The organism is Flavobacterium sp. C4GT6, assembly GCF_036347315.1.
In the GTDB taxonomy this organism is placed as follows: Bacteria; Bacteroidota; Bacteroidia; order Flavobacteriales; family Flavobacteriaceae; genus Flavobacterium.
Genome location: NZ_JAZGZU010000012.1, coordinates 75723 through 92318 on the forward strand (window position 1 = coordinate 75723; position 16596 = coordinate 92318).

10 protein-coding genes are annotated in these 16596 nt (G+C 35.7%); 8 read left to right on the forward strand and 2 right to left on the reverse strand.

Annotated features, from left to right (window positions below):
- Positions 1-104: 104 nt before the first annotated feature.
- Together V3Z67_RS13735 and V3Z67_RS13740 are read right to left on the reverse strand one after the other, a co-directional pair.
- A complete protein-coding gene (locus tag V3Z67_RS13735; RefSeq protein ID WP_330443848.1) occupies positions 105-2267 on the reverse strand; it encodes a catalase in 2163 nt (720 codons plus the stop codon).
- Positions 2268-2273: 6 nt separating this feature from the next.
- Positions 2274-2786, reverse strand: coding sequence for an ankyrin repeat domain-containing protein (locus V3Z67_RS13740; RefSeq protein ID WP_330443849.1), 513 nt, complete (start codon positions 2784-2786; stop codon positions 2274-2276).
- A gap of 471 nt (positions 2787-3257) precedes the next feature.
- Here V3Z67_RS13740 and V3Z67_RS13745 point away from each other — a divergent pair, with 471 nt between their 5' ends.
- From V3Z67_RS13745 to V3Z67_RS13780, 8 genes are all read left to right on the forward strand, one after another.
- Positions 3258-4286 carry a LacI family DNA-binding transcriptional regulator gene (locus V3Z67_RS13745; RefSeq protein ID WP_330443850.1) on the forward strand — a complete coding sequence of 343 codons (1029 nt, stop codon included), beginning with the start codon at positions 3258-3260 and terminating at the stop codon, positions 4284-4286.
- Between the two features lie 271 nt (positions 4287-4557).
- The gene (locus V3Z67_RS13750; protein WP_330443851.1) at positions 4558-7671 is read left to right on the forward strand and encodes a SusC/RagA family TonB-linked outer membrane protein; all 3114 of its coding nucleotides are present in this window, start codon (positions 4558-4560) and stop codon (positions 7669-7671) included.
- 10 nt (positions 7672-7681) lie between these two features.
- Positions 7682-9307: a RagB/SusD family nutrient uptake outer membrane protein gene (locus V3Z67_RS13755; protein ID WP_330443852.1), complete on the forward strand. Its 1626-nt coding sequence runs from the start codon at positions 7682-7684 to the stop codon at positions 9305-9307.
- 26 nt (positions 9308-9333) lie between these two features.
- Entirely contained in the window at positions 9334-10458 is a 1125-nt protein-coding gene (locus tag V3Z67_RS13760; RefSeq protein WP_330443853.1) for a SusE domain-containing protein, read from the forward strand.
- A gap of 51 nt (positions 10459-10509) precedes the next feature.
- Complete coding sequence (locus tag V3Z67_RS13765) at positions 10510-11691, forward strand: glycoside hydrolase family 76 protein (RefSeq protein WP_330443854.1); 1182 nt, start codon at positions 10510-10512, stop codon at positions 11689-11691.
- Between the two features lie 87 nt (positions 11692-11778).
- Complete coding sequence (locus V3Z67_RS13770) at positions 11779-12471, forward strand: SGNH/GDSL hydrolase family protein (RefSeq protein WP_330443855.1); 693 nt, start codon at positions 11779-11781, stop codon at positions 12469-12471.
- A 2-nt stretch (positions 12472-12473) separates the two neighbouring features.
- Entirely contained in the window at positions 12474-14282 is a 1809-nt protein-coding gene (locus tag V3Z67_RS13775; RefSeq protein ID WP_330443856.1) for a glycoside hydrolase family 2 protein, read from the forward strand.
- A gap of 8 nt (positions 14283-14290) precedes the next feature.
- On the forward strand, positions 14291-16594 hold the full coding sequence (locus V3Z67_RS13780) for a GH92 family glycosyl hydrolase (protein WP_330443857.1): 2304 nt from the start codon (positions 14291-14293) through the stop codon (positions 16592-16594).
- Positions 16595-16596 lie beyond the last annotated feature (2 nt).

Sequence of the window (16596 nt, forward strand, 5' to 3'; positions counted from 1 at the left end):
CTTTAAAATTTAAATATTGTTTTAGAAGTAGAGAGCTATAGCTGAAAAATATAGGCAATGTGAAAAAGTCCTGGTACAAATTTATAAGTACCATATTTGTCTAACTATTCCACTATTTGCGATTCCCGCTCCCAAATACGATGCTGTCCAAGAAGTTTTGTATACTCTTCTTTAAACTGTTTAGAAGTACTGCTGTTAATCAATACTCCCGGTACATCTTTATCTGGTGGGATACTAGTCATCTTAATGTGATTTTCCAGTTCCTTGTCAAAACCTATAACTTTACAGTGCCTGTAGGCATTATTGATAAATTCAACTACATTGTTGTTACTCATTAATGCAGTATTGTTTTTTGAAGCAGGAACGTATATCGCGTCAAAAAGTACAGAAGAGGAAGAGAAAAATGCAAAATCAGCCTTGATTTCCTTGCCGGTATCGGTTTTAACAGTGCCAGCAGTAGCTGCCACAATTTTTGCTGAAGCTCCTTTAGCTTCCAGTGCTTTTTTCAGTGCAGTGATGGATTTTTCATTTACACCTTCACCACATAAAAATGCAACCTGCCTTGTTTCAATGGTATTTGTTACTGTAGGGTTCTTTATCATGCTTAGCGCATCGCTTGGCTCATAACTTTTATCCAGTTGCTTTGGCTCATGCTTCTTTTGGTCAGAATCTGCTCCTACACCTTTATTCATAGGTTTTTCCGGTTTAGGAACAGCAAGTCCCAAACCCTGGGCCACTTTTTTTGCGAGTGTCTTATCAACCTGACTCAATAAGCCTACCATGCGCTCGCGTACGGCAGTCGTTTCCACTTTGCTTAACTCAAAACGCAGGGCATTAATAATATGGTTTTGTTCTATAGGTGTTTGGCTGTTGTAAAACAGTGCGGCCTGGCTAAAGTGATCGGAGAAACTCTCACTTCTTTCACGTACCTTATGCGCTTCAATACGCTCGTAGTAACTTACAAAACCACCTTCTGACTCTTTGGCCTGAGCGGGATAATTATCATTAAGGGAATTAGGGCTGTAGTGTGTTTTGCCAACATTTATCTCCTGACGCATGTGTCCGTCACGCTGGTTGTTATGCATGTTTGCAACAGGTCGGTTTATAGGTATTTCATGAAAGTTAGGGCTACCCAGTCTTGAAAGTTGAGTGTCGGTATAAGAAAAGAGTCTACCCTGTAATAGGGGATCATTTGTAAAATCGATTCCCGGTACCACATGCCCGGGATGGAAAGCAACCTGCTCGGTTTCGGCAAAAAAGTTGTCTGGGTTTCGGTTAAGTACCATCTTGCCTATAGGGGTTACCGGTACCATTTCTTCGGGAATAATTTTGGTTGGGTCAAGAAGGTCAAAATTGAATTTATGCTCATCTTCTTCCGGTATGAGTTGTACACCGAACTCCCATTCCGGGAAATTCCCCATTTCAATATTTTCATACAAATCACGTCTATGGAAATCGGGATCATTACCTGATATTTTCAGTGCTTCATCCCAAACAACTCCATGTGTGCCCAATTTCGGTTTAAGATGGAATTTAACAAAAGTTGATTTTCCTTTCTTGTTTACGAAACGGAACGTATGGATACCAAAACCTTCCATCATTCTTAAGCTGCGTGGTATAGCACGATCACTCATTGCCCACATAATCATATGCATGGACTCAGGCATTAGTGATATAAAGTCCCAAAAGGTATCATGGGCCGACTGAGCCTGAGGTATTTCATTATGAGGTTCGGGTTTTACCGCATGTATAAGGTCTGGAAACTTCATGGCATCCTGAATAAAAAATACCGGCATATTATTACCTACCATATCAAAGTTACCTTCCTGAGTATAAAATTTAATTGCAAAGCCACGCACATCACGAGCAAGGTCTGTTGAACCCCTAAAACCAGCCACGGTGGAGAAACGTACAAATACAGGAGTTTTTACACTTGTGTCATTAAGAAAGGCTGCTTTGGTATATTCACTAACGTTTCCGTAAGTTTCAAAGTAACCGTGTGCACCTGAGCCGCGGGCATGGACAATTCTTTCTGGTATGCGTTCGTGATCAAAATGGGTGATTTTTTCACGCATTATGAAATCTTCCAGTAAGGATGGGCCGCGTTCTCCGGCCTTCAAGGTATTATGGTCATTGTTTATCCTGACTCCCTGATTTGTAGTAATAAACTCTCCTTCACTATATTCTCTGTTACGCTCTAAATCCACCGATTTTATATCTTTTTCATCTTTGGTTTTAGCCTTTGGTTTTGTATTGTTTTTTTTCACAGCTGATTATTTATTAGTTGGTTTTAAAATTTCAGATTCTTTAGATGCTGCAAGCAGTTTTTCGGCTGCTAAGTGATTATTTTGCTGTAATGCCAAATCAAGGGCTGTAAGACCACGAACATCTTTAAGGCTTGTGTCTGCTCCTTGTTTTATTAGAAAATCAGCTACAGCATTACGTCCAAACATAACGGCGAACATCAATGCTGTTCCTCCGTTAGCATGTTGTGCATTGATATTAGCTCCATTTTTTAAGAGTATTTTTACCACTTCAATATGTCCTTTGAAACTTGCGCCCATTAAGGCTGTGTTTTCACTATTATCAGTAGTTTCAGGATTAGCTCCGGCATCGAGAAGTAATTGTACGGTTTGTGGTTGATTATTGTAAGCGGCAATAATTAGTGGTGTAAAGCCACGTTCATCCTTCATTTCTAAATTAGGTTTATAAATAAAAATTTCTTTAAGTACGGGAAGATTTCCCTGTCTCGCAGCAGCAAAAAGTGCTTGAGTAATTTTATCCATGGCATACATTTTTTATTGGTATACCAAATTACAAAAGGCTGATTTATAGAGTACTTAATATTATGCTTAAGTTATCTTAAATGTTTCTTAAGTTGTTTAGTCAAATGGTTTTACAAAATCAATAATTTATCTGAATGCAGAGATATGTCGCGCAGCTGTTATAGAGAGCTTTTTTTTAGGTACAAATTTTCGGTAGTTTCACATTGAAATTCAATCTTATGGTATGAATCCTGTTTTTAGAGCAATTATTTTTGAAACATTACTTTTAATAATTTATTTCACAGATAAATGTAATAGAATCTATCAGTCAACCTTATGGCGATTTTATTACGAATGTTTATTAGTGATTAGATTATCAATTTAACGGTAATAGTTTTTAATTTTTGAATATATTTTATCATTTTAGTTATAAATTAACGTATTATTGCATAAAATAAAATAGAACTATCGCCTTATTTACATTTGTATAACATGAAAAAGAAACAAATATCAATAAAGAGTATTGCAAAAGCCCTCAATATATCTGTTACTACAGTTTCATTTGTACTTAATGGTAAAGCTGAAGAGAAACATATCTCTAAAGAGATGACTCAGAAGGTTTTAGATTATGTGAAAAAAACAAATTACAGGCCTAATCAAATAGCTCAGAGCCTTAGGACAGGAAAATCAAAAATCTTAGTTTTTATGGTTGAAGATATCTCAAATAACTTCTTCAGCAAATTAGCCAGGATTATTGAAGATATGGCCTATGAGAAAGGCTATAAAGTTATTTTTTGCAGTAATGAAAATGACGATAATAAATCGGAAGAGCTTATCCACCTGTTTAACTTCAGAATGGTTGACGGATTTATAATTGTACCTTCTCCCGGAATGCAGGGTGTAATTGAACAGCTGATTGATGAAAATATACCGGTTGTACTTCTTGATAGATATTTCTCTGATTTAGACAGTAATATTGTTATTGTAAATAACGATGAAGCTGCTTATAATGCTACAGAGCATTTAATAAAGAATCATTACAGGAAAATAGGTTTTATTACTACTGATACTTCTCAAACACAAATGCTCGATCGTTTAAATGGTTATAAAAGAGCTATTTTTGACAACGGGCTTGTTTCAAACATTTTATATATACCTTATAATGAAACCAGCACACAATTTAGTAGGGATTTAATTTATTCTTTTGTTGCTGATAATCCTGAACTAGATTCATTATTTTTCTCTACAAACTATTTAGCTCTTAGAGGATTGGAGTCACTTAAGTCAGACTGCGATGCTTTAAAAAAGGATTTTGGAGTAGTAACATTTGACGATAATGAGTTCTTTTCTATTTGTAATCCAACTATAACTGCCGTAGCTCAACCTTTATATGAAATAGGCGAGGAGCTTATGAAGATAATGCTAAATTTACTGAAAAAAACAGACGACAAACCTCAAAAGGTTATTCTTAACACAGAATTGAAAATTAGAGAATCATCAAAGCCAAAGAAGGTATTTTAAGATTTTATTTTTTCTTAATTTTAAAATATTACCCCTTAAAATTAAGAATACATTAAATTTTATTTTGAATAAAAACATAATTTCAAAAAAAATAATTCTGTACTTCCCTGTTGTTATTGTATTATTTTTAAAAAGTCTTGTATTATTTAACATTTGATTGATAAATTAACATAATTAATTTGCTAAATAAAAAAATATTTGTTTTACTAAATCGTTTTAGTACATTTGTTTTTGAACAATAATTAATTATTTCTAGTTAACAATCAACTTAATGAAAATCAAAACTACTTTTAAAAATTTTCGGCAAAGCAGAGATTTGCTAAAAATAAGGGAGGGGTGTAATTTAAAAAGCACTTTACTTACTTTATCACTACTGCTATTATTTTTTTCTTCGGCTTTTGCCCAAAGCCAGGTTAGAGTATCAGGTACGGTAAGTGATGCTACGGGCACTACGTTACCTGGCGTTACGGTTTTAGAAAAGGGAACTGCTAATGCCATACAAACAGATTTAGACGGAAACTATTCAATTGAAGTTTCTTCATCAGAATCTGTAATTGTTTTTTCTTATATAGGAATGCAAACGATTGAGAAGAAGGCCAGCGAAGGCCCAAATATTGCAATTGTTATGCAGGATGCTGCTACACATCTTGAAGAGGTTGTGGTAATAGGGTATGGTACTCAGAAGAAAGGTAAGGTTATTGGAGCTGTTGATCAGGTAAATAACGAAGCATTTAACGGTAGAGCTGTTGTAAATACAACTCAGGCACTTCAGGGTAAATCACCAAGTTTAACTATACAGCAAACCAATTCTGAACCAGGTGCACCGCTTAATATAAATATTAGGGGTATTGGTACACTTGGTAATAACAGTCCGTTAGTTGTAATAGATGGTATTGTAGGTGGTGACATAAATGCTTTAAATCCTGCAGATATAGAGAGCGTATCAGTTCTTAAAGATGCCGGTAGTGCTGCAATTTACGGCTCAAGAGCCAGTAATGGGGTAATCCTTATAACTACACGCAAAGGGAAAAAGAATTCAAAAATGACAGTACAGTATAATACTCTTATTGGTTTTAATTCTCCTCATTACTTCACGAAACCTGTTCACGGGTATGAAAATGCCATGTTAAGAAATGAAGCTGCATATAACTCAGGAGAGTCGAGTGCTGTTTTTACTGCAGAACAAATTGCAGCTATGAAGGCAAACGGTGATACAGAGTGGTTTGCCGAAGAAATAGTTCAACCGGCATTACAGCAAAATCATAATTTCTCGGTATCAGGAGGTAATGAAAATTCAAGCTATCTTGTTTCTGCAGGTTATCTGGATCAGAGGAGTAATTTCGTAGGGCCTTCTAAAGGTATGGAGCGTTATAACTACAGGATTAATCTTGTAAATGAGTATAACAGATTTAAACTTACATCCTCAATAGCTTATGCTAAACAAAAAATAACAGATCATTCTTCAAATACCAGTACATTAATGGTAGATGCTTTTAGGGTGCCTTTATATTATACTCAAAAAGATGAAAACGGTAATTATCTTACTAATGATATTCTTCAACAGTTTAACCCATTGGGTATTTTAGAAGAAGGCGGATTCAGAAGATATGATAATGATGATATTTTTGGAACAATCAACGCTGAATTTAAATTGACAGATAACCTTAAGTTAAAAGGTGTTTTTGGTGGTAGATCATGGTCCAATACAATGTACAGCAGGGTTCAGACAGTTAATTTTGAGCCAGGAGGTATTTATGGAGCAGACAGAAATACAAATGATGAAAGCCGTAAGAGTTTAGATCTTAACACTCAGTTTATGGCAGAATATACAAATACGTTTGCAGATAAACATTATGTAGGTTTATTAGTTGGTGTTTCTAATGAAAATCATTCTGATAGAGGAACGGGTATTTATAAGCTTCATACAGATCCTGATTTAGGAACTCCTACAAGTGAAACTGTTATTAGTGAAAATTCATATAATTCAAATCAGAGTTCATCAAAAAACAGTCTTAACTCATTATTTGGACGTGTTTCTTATGATTTTGAGAATAAATATTTTACCGAATTCAGTTTTAGATATGATGGTTCATCTAAATTTAGGGATGAAATACGTTGGGGATTTTTTCCTTCTGTAACTGTTGGATACAATATTGCTCGTGAGGGCTTTATGGAAAGTTATCGTTCTAATGTAGGTAACCTAAAAATAAGATCTTCTTATGGTGTTTTGGGGAACCAAAATGTAGGTAACTATCAATATCAAACTACATACTTTACATTTCAAAATGCTTACGGTTTTAATAATACCGGTGTAAGTGGTACGGGGTATAACTTTGCTAATCCTGATATACAATGGGAAAGAGCATCTACTTTTAACCTTGGATTTGATGCCGATTTTTTTAAAGGAGCTCTTAATTTAACTTTTGATTATTTTGATAAAGTTACCAGAGATATACTTGTAGCACCTCAGGTACCAGGTGTTTACGGAACCAGTTTGCCTGATTTTAATGCCGGTAAAGTTGGTAACAGAGGATGGGAAGTAAGTGTTAATTATAGGCATTCAGGAGAAATTTTCACTCATAATCTTACGGTAAATGTTGGAGATTCTAAAAATAAGGTATTAGATTTTAACGGGCAGGAAAGATTAACTAACCTTGAAGAAATGCAGGTTATTTTACGTGAAGGACTTCCTTATAACTCTTACGTAGGATATATGAGGGATGGTTATTTCCAAAGCTGGGAAGAAATTGAAGGTGCAGCAGTTCCTGTTGGTGTAAGCGTACAACCTGGTGATAACAGATATGTAGATCTTAATAAGGATGGAAAAATTGATGATAATGATAAGTTCATTTTTGGTAATCCATTCCCGAGATATACTTATGGTGTTACTTATAATTTAGGTTACAAAAATTTTGACTTAGGAATATTTGTTCAGGGTGTTGGTAAAAGAACAATGATGATAAGAGGTGAGCTGGTAGAACCATTTCATTATAACTATGGTATGACGATGTATACACATCAATTGGACTACTGGACACCACAAAACCCGGATGCAAAATATCCTCGTTTAGCAAATAACGGTACACAGTCTAATACCAACAACTTTAGAAGAGGATCTGACATGTATCTTTATGACGGAGCATATTTAAGGCTTAAAAATGTTCAGATTGGTTACTCACTTCCTCATAGTGCCGCTAAACAAATAGGTGTTGAAAAATTCCGTATGTATGCTTCAGGCCAAAACCTTCTTACTTTATCTAAAGTTAAATTTGTAGACCCTGAACTTTCAGAGTTTAACGGTAATATGACAGCATCGGGAGCTAATAGTGGAAGGGCTTATCCTACATTGATTTATGTTGGTTTAGGTTTGGATATAACTCTATAAAAAAATGAAAATGAAAAACAGAATTTTAAATAAACTTTTTCTTGTTCCTCTTACAGTCTTAATTGTAGTAGGCTGTGAGCCGTTAGATCTTGCGCCGGAAAATCAGTTTACCGATTCAAACTACTGGACAAGTATTGAGAATGCATCGACAGTATTAAATACTGCTTATTCTCAGATGCAGAACAGTAACTATTTCTTTTACAACGAAGGTTTGTCTGACAATGCTTATAATGGTAGGGGAGATGTGGCAGGTGTTGCTTCTATAGCTGCCGGTATATACGACCCTTCATTAGCAAGGTTTAAAGATGAATGGAACAACAGATATGCCGGAATAAAAACCTGTAATATATTACTACAGAATATAGACAGGATACCAACTGGTAATGCAGAAACAATTGAAAGATTTAAGGCAGAAGCTCGTTTTTTAAGGGCTTTTCAACACTTTCAGTTAACTACATGGTTTGGGGATGTCCCATTACTGGATCACGACCCGTCACTGGAAGAGGCTACTTCAATTGCACGTACTTCACATTCTCAGGTTATTGAGTTTGTATTAAGCGAACTTAATGATGTAATAGAGATACTACCTACAAATTCACAATATGCTTCTCAGGATAGGGGTAGAGTAACCTCGGGGGCAGCACTTGCGCTAAAAGCAAGAGTACTTTTATATGAAGAAAGATGGGATGAAGTTATTGAAGCGACCGAACAGTTAATGAATGGGCAATATGGCGATTACGGTCTGTTTAACTCGTATAGTGGTATTTTTCTTCCTCAAAACGAATACAATAGTGAAGATATTTTAAGTATCCAGTATGTTCCTCAGGACAGAATGTGGGGAGAGTTTTTTGATATGGCTCCTTTATCTGTTGGAGCAAGGCTTAATGCTTTGGCTCCTACACAGGAATTGGTTGATAGTTACCTTATGCTAAACGGGTATAAGATTAATGATCAGGATTCAGGTTATGATGAGCAAAATCCTTATGTAAACAGAGATCCAAGATTAACAGCCACTGTAGTATACCATTTATATGATTGGGAAAATGAAGATGGGACATCAAGTACAATTTATATAAAACCAGGAACTTCTCCGGGAGAAGCCACAGATGAGTATGTCCCTGGATCATCAGCAAGTCCTACCGGATATTATACACGTAAATATTTTGATCCACAACATTTATCTTCTTTGCAATCCGGTCTTAATCTTATGCTTATTCGTTATGCAGATATACTTTTAATGTATGCGGAAGCTAAAAATGAACTGGGTCAGATGGATAGCGGTGTTTGGGATAGTACTATTGGGGCACTAAGACAAAGAGCCGGATTTACAGATGCATTGGCATTAAATTTTGATATTTCTTTAAATCAGGCTCAATTAAGAGATGTGATAAGAAATGAAAGACGTTCAGAATTTGCTATGGAAGGTTTAAGGATTTTTGATATCAGAAGGTGGAAAATAGCTGAAGATGTACTTAACGGATGGTCTCATGGTGCTCAATATGGAATAGAGTCTCAGGATAATGGGTATATAAGAGCAAACCTTAGAACTTTTGATCCCGGTAAGCACTATTTATGGCCTATACCTCGTGATGAGAGATTGATAAACAGTAATTTAACTCAAAACCCTGGTTGGTAAAAAATTAAAACTTAAAAACAATCAATATGAAAAATTTATATACAAAATTATTATTCCTTTTTTTAGCTGTTATGGCTACAGGATGCTCGGATGATGATACCGTAAGTCACACTAATGTTTCGGCTGTTGAGGCATTATACTTGCCTGAAGACAATAAATTCTATGATTTAAGTACACAAAGTTCTGCCTTATTTGAGTGGCAGGGAGCTTATGCTGAAGATAATGGTGTTGTACTTTATGATGTTGTTTTTGATAAAGAGAACGGCGATTTTTCTAACCCGGTTTACGTTATCCCTTCCGATGGAAACGGATTTCAAAAAACACTAAATCTTTCTTTTACAAAGCTTAATACTATTGCTGGTTTAGCAGGTATTGAGCCTGAAACTACAGGGAAGTTGAAATGGACAGTTCGTTCATCTAAAGGAATAAACTTTATGATGGCTTCTGTTTACCGTACTATTGAAGTTTTACGTCCGGGTGGTTTTTCACCTCCAGATCAGTTGTTTATTACAGGTTCAGCCTCTGAAGAAGGTGATGTGGTTGAAAACGCAATTCCTTTCAAAAAAACAGGAGTTTCAACATTTGAGATTTACACTCAATTACAGGCAGGTGAATACAGTTTTGTTACACGTACAAACGGAACACCTGAAGTATTTTATATTAATGATGGCGATTTAAAACAGGACGGATTTACTACTTACAGCGACGAAACTAAAGTTTACAGAATTAGAGTTGACTTTAGTGATGGATCTACAGAAATTACTGAAATACAAAAAATTGAATTATGGTTCCCTCCATTAGGTGAATATTTGTTTGAATATAATTATGCTGGCCACGGAACATGGGAAGCTTTAAATGAATACATTGAGTTTAAGCAGGAATCATGGGGAAGAGATGAGCGTTATAAATTTAAATTCACTGTAGTTACTGATGGAGAGACTGCTGAAGAGTGGTTTGGTAGTGTTAATGCAGATAACAGCAGGCCGGATGTGAATTCTTCAGAATCTTACTGGTATATGATTCCGGTAACCGATGATTTTTGGAATAACTGTTTCAAGTTTGCTACACCTGTAGATATGAGTAATGTTAATGCTAAAATAGATTTTGGCGCAACAATACCGGCATATACACATAGCTTTACAGTACTTTAATAATAAAAATATCCTTAGCTGTATAGCAGAGAAGGATGAAAAACATTTAATATGAAAAGTTTATTTTCGATACAAAAATATGCGGCAGTATTCGTTTTGGGTTTGGGTGCTTTAGTTACCTCATGTGATGATGACCCTATTCCGTTAAACGATCCTTCTACTGGAGGAGGACAGGAATTTGAATATACCTGGGCTAAGACTGCCGATTCATTACAGGCTGCTACGTATAATACTTTCTTAGGTTCAAACGGAACTTTTGTGCAAAATAATGCCGGTAATTCAACATTTCACTACTGGCCAAATGCCCATGTACTTGATGTATTGACAGATGGTTATTTACGTACTGGTGATGAGAATTACGTACCTAAAATGAAGGCTCTGCTTGATGGCATAAAAATCAAGAATGGCGGTACATACAACAATGTGTTTAACGACGATATGATATGGTTAGGAAATGCTTGTGTTCGTGCTTATAATGCTACTAATGATGAGGATTACAAAGATGTAGCTCTGGAATTATGGGGAATAATAAAACAGAGTTGGAGTGATGATGTTTTTGATGGCGGTATTACATGGAAGCAGGATACACCTTATCAAAAAAATGCCGTTTCTAATGCTCCGGCAGCTATATTAGCAATGCGATTATATGAAATAGACCAGAATCCTGATGACCTTATTTGGGCTCAAAAAATTTATGATTGGCAAAAGAATACGCTAGTAAACCCATCCAATGGCATTGTATGGGACAACATTTCATCTGATGGTGCTCAAGGTACTCCGGTTGTAAACTCTGATTGGGTGTTTACATATAATATGGGTACATATATTGGTGCAGGAGTATGGTTGTATAATGCAACGGGTGATCAGTCTTATTTGACTGAGGCGGTTAAATCTGCAAATACATTAATAACCAGCCCTCAGCTAACATCAGAAGGTATTCTTAGGGACGAAGGTCAGGGAGATGGCGGATTATTTAAAGGTATTTTAGTGAGATATTTTACAGAACTTATAGAAGTATCTTCTTTAAACTCTACTAATCGTAGCAGTTATGTAAATTTCTTGAGATTTAATGCAACTACATTTTATAATGATGGCTTATTAAGGCCTTCAATGATGTGTGGACCAAACTGGAAAAACACGCCAACAGGAACTACTGATTTAACAACCCAATTAAGTGGTGTTATGCTTATTGAAGCAGCAGCAAAACTTCATGAAGAACAATTATTAGATTAAATATATAACCGCCGGCAGAGTTTATTCTAACGGCGGTTAATCTTTTTTATTAAACCAGCTAAAAAATATACGCATATAAAAAAATACATGAAAAAAGTAATTTTCCTGATGGCTCTTTTTACTGTGTTTGGATTTCAGAATACAAATGCACAGGACTGGGCTAACTTAAAAAAATATGAAAAAGAAAATATAAGATTGGGAAAACCTGAGGCGATGGAAAAGAGGGTGGTATTTATGGGTAATTCCATTACTGAAGGATGGCTAAGAACAAACCCTTCATTTTTTGAAGATAAATCATATATAAATAGAGGGATAAGCGGGCAAACCACGCCACAAATGCTTTTAAGGTTTAGGCAGGATGTAATTGACTTACAACCGAAAGCTGTAGTGATTTTGGCAGGTATCAATGATATTGCCGAAAATACAGGGCCAATATCTTTAGAACAAACAGCAGGTAATATCTTTTCTATGGCAGAGTTGGCAAAGGCTAATGGTATAAAAGTAATACTGTGTTCAGTACTTCCGGCTTCTGATTTTCCGTGGAGTCCGGGAAAAAATCCGGGGCCTAAAGTAGTTATACTTAACGCAATGCTTAAAAGTTATGCTATAAATAATAATATTCCTTATGTAGATTATTATTCAGTTATGGTAAATAGCGAACTTGGATTAAAAAAAGAACTTGGTGAAGATGGTGTACATCCTAATAGAGAAGGTTATGCCATAATGGAACCTATAGTTGAAAAAGCGATTGCAAAAGTTATTAATGCGAAAGTAAAATAATAATGAAAAAATATATTATTGCAATAATTACCCTTGTTGCTACCCATGTTGTTAATGCACAACAATGGCAACCGCAGGGAAATAAAATAAAAACCACATGGGCAGAGCAGGTAGACCCAAATAAAGCACTACCGGAATACCCGCGCCCTATAATGGAACGTGAGAAATGGAAAAATCTTAACGGGCTTTGGGATTATGCAATTCAACCGGTAGGAAAAACAGCTCCTTCAAAATATGACGGAAAAATACTTGTTCCTTTTGCTGTAGAATCAAGTCTGTCAGGTGTTATGAAAGAGGTTGGTTCGGCAAACGAACTTTGGTATGAAACAACATTTTCTGTAGATAGTAACTGGAAAAGTAAAGATATCTTATTACACTTTGGAGCAGTGGACTGGAAAGCCGAAGTATGGATTAACGATATTAAAGTAGGTATTCATAAAGGAGGCTTTAGTCCTTTTTCCTTTAATATTACACCATTTTTAAACGGGAAATCAAATAAATTAAAAGTTAAAGTTTGGGATCCGTCAAACGACGGACCACAACCCAGAGGAAAGCAGGTTAAAAATCCGGAAGGAATTTGGTATACACCAGTAACAGGTATATGGCAAACCGTATGGTTAGAGCCTGTAAGTAAAAAGCATATTGAAAACCTAAAATCAACTCCTGATATTGATACTAACACCATAACTATTTTAAGTGAAGTTGAAGGTGCGGATAAGGGGGATATCATTGAAGTGACTGTATATGACGGAAGTACCATTGTTGCTTCCTCAAAAAGTGTTGTGGGACAATCAGTTGATATAATTTTAAACAATCCAAAACTATGGTCTCCGGATTCCCCGTTTCTTTATGATACTAAAGTTAAGCTTATAAGCGGGGGTAAAGTACAGGATGAAGTAAAGAGCTATTTTGCTATGCGTAAAATTTCATCTAAGCGAGATGATAACGGTATAGTAAGAATGCAGCTTAATAATAAGGATTGTTTTCAGTTTGGCCCTTTAGATCAGGGTTGGTGGCCAGATGGTTTATATACAGCACCAACAGATGAGGCTTTAAAGTATGACATAGTAAGAACTAAAGAGCTAGGGTTTAATATGATTCGTAAACACGTTAAAGTTGAGCCGCAAAGATGGTATACACACTGCGACAGGTTAGGAATTTTAGTTTGGCAGGATATGCCAAGCGGAGATGACGGACCTATATGGCAAATGCATAATTATTTTGAAGGTACGGAACTGAAGAGAACTGCGCAATCTGAAGAATACTACAAAAAAGAATGGAAAGAGATTATGGATAACTTATACTCTTATCCAAGTATTGTAGTATGGGTTCCGTTTAATGAAGCTTGGGGACAGTTTAAAACTGTAGAAATTACAGAGTGGACAAAAAAATATGATCCAAGTAGGTTGGTAAATTCAGCTAGCGGAGGTAATCATTTTCAAACAGGAGATATTCTGGATATACATCATTATCCGCAACCTAATTTATTGTTGTATGATGCAAGAAGGGTAACTGTATTAGGAGAGTATGGGGGTATAGGCCTTCCTGTTCAAGGACATTTATGGCAAACAGATAAGAACTGGGGGTATACACAATTTAAAAATAAAAACGAGACTACCGCTAAATACATTGAATATACAGATTTGTTAAAAAAGCTTGCAAAATCAGGATTTTCGGGAGCCGTATATACCCAAACAACAGACGTTGAAGGAGAGGTTAATGGTTTTATGACTTATGACAGAAAGGTTGATAAAATGAATTTTTCAGAAGTAAGAGCAGCAAATCAGGAAGTAATCAATTCAATAAATTAATTGATAATTTGAAAAGATTAAGCGTACAAAATATTTTGTTAGGGTTAGTAATAGTAGCCGCATCTGTTACTAGTAGTGGTCAGACTGTACCTGTTAGCGATAGTAGAACATCCGTAGAATGGGTGAGTCCGTTAATGGGTACAGACTCTGATTATCATGTTTCAAACGGAAATGTATATCCGGCTATAGCCATGCCTTGGGGTATGAATTTTTGGACTCCCCAAACAGGTGGTATGGGAGATGGCTGGGCGTACACCTATAACGCAACAAAAATTAAAGGCTTTAAACAAACCCATCAGCCTTCTCCGTGGATGAATGATTACGGACAGTTTTCTATTATGCCAATAACAGGAAAAATGAGATTTAAAGAGGATGAAAGGCAAAGTTGGTTTTCTCATAAAGCAGAAACGGTAACACCATATTATTATAGTGTTTACCTTGCAGATCATAATGTAACAACCGAAATAACTCCTACAGAAAGGGCTGCACGTTTTAGGTTTACTTTTCCTAAAACAGATGAAGCCTATATTGTGATAGATGCATTTGATAACGGATCTTATATAAAAATAATACCTGAGGAAAATAAAATTATTGGTTATACCACAAAGAATAGTGGAGGAGTACCTCAAAATTTTAAAAACTACTTTGTAATTATTTTTGATAAGAGCTTTACAACTTCTTCAGCTTTTAACGGAGATGCTTTGGTAAAAGAAATTGAGCTTAAAGCTAATCATACCGGGGCTATAATTGGTTTTAAAACAAAACAGGGAGAACAGGTTAATGCTAAAGTGGCATCATCATTCATCAGTTTTGAACAGGCAGAGCTAAACCTTAAAGAAATAGGAGATGATTCTTTCGACGAGCTGAAACAAAAAGGGAAGGTTGTTTGGAATGAAAATTTGGGTAGGATAGTACCGGAGGGTGGAACTGCAGCCCAAACTACTACTTTTTATTCCTGTTTATACCGTTCCATGCTTTTCCCTCGTAAATTCTATGAGTATGATGCTAACGGAAATGTAATACATTATAGTCCTTATAACGGAAATGTTTTGCCCGGGTATATGTACACAGATACCGGTTTTTGGGATACGTTTCGTTCTTTATTTCCTTTTCTTAATCTAGTCTTTCCTGAACAGAATTCAGAAATTCAGGCTGGTTTAGCAAATGCTTATAAAGAAAGTGGCTGGTTGCCGGAATGGGCGAGTCCCGGATTAAGGGATATCATGGTAGGTAACAACTCTGCCTCAGTAGTTGCCGATGCGTATCTTAAAATAGGTTCTGAAAATAAATATGATATTAATACGCTTTATGAAGCGGTAATACATGGGGCTAATAATGCAGGACCTTTAAAGGCAGTAGGGCGTGCCGGTGCAGAGCAATATATACAATTAGGTTATGTTCCTTATGATGTGGTAAATGAAAGTGCCGCTAGAACTTTAGAATATGCTTATGACGATTTTGCTATCTATCAATTAGCTAAAGCATTAAAAAGACCTAAAAAGGAAATTGCCTTATATAGAAAAAGAAGTCAGAATTATAAAAACCTGTTTGATCCGTCGCATAATCTTATGCGTGGAAAAATGCAAAACGGAGAGTTTATGAAACCTTTTGATCCTATTCGTTGGGGAGAAGGTTTTACAGAAGGAAACAGTTGGCATTATAGCTGGTCTGTATTTCATGATATTCAGGGACTCATAGACCTTATGGGAAGTAAAGAGACTTTTGTAAAGCAACTGGACAGTATTTTTGCAATGCCTCCGGTATTTAATAACAGTTTTAACGGAGGATTTATTCATGAAATGCGTGAAATGCAGGTGGCAAACATGGGTCAGTATGCTCACGGAAACCAGCCAATACAACATATGATATATCTTTATAATCATGGTAGTGAGCCATGGAAAGCTCAATACTGGGTAAGGGAAACCATGAACAGGCTATATACCCCTAATCCTGACGGTTATTGTGGTGATGAGGATAATGGGCAAACATCAGCCTGGTATGTATTTTCAGCTATGGGTTTTTATCCTGTAACACCAGCTACAGACCAATATGTGCTTGGAGCACCGCTTTTCAAAAAAATTACCATTAATCTGGAAAACAATAAGCAGATAATAATAAATGCTCCAAAAAACAGTGCTGCAAACAGGTATATAAAATCATTAAGACTTAACGGAAAAGAATATACTAAAAACTGGCTTAGCCATACAGAACTCATAAAAGGGGTCATTCTTGATTTTGAAATGGATGATACTCCAAACAAGAAACGCGGAATTAATAAAAAAGATTTACCATACTCATTAACAAACGATTAATC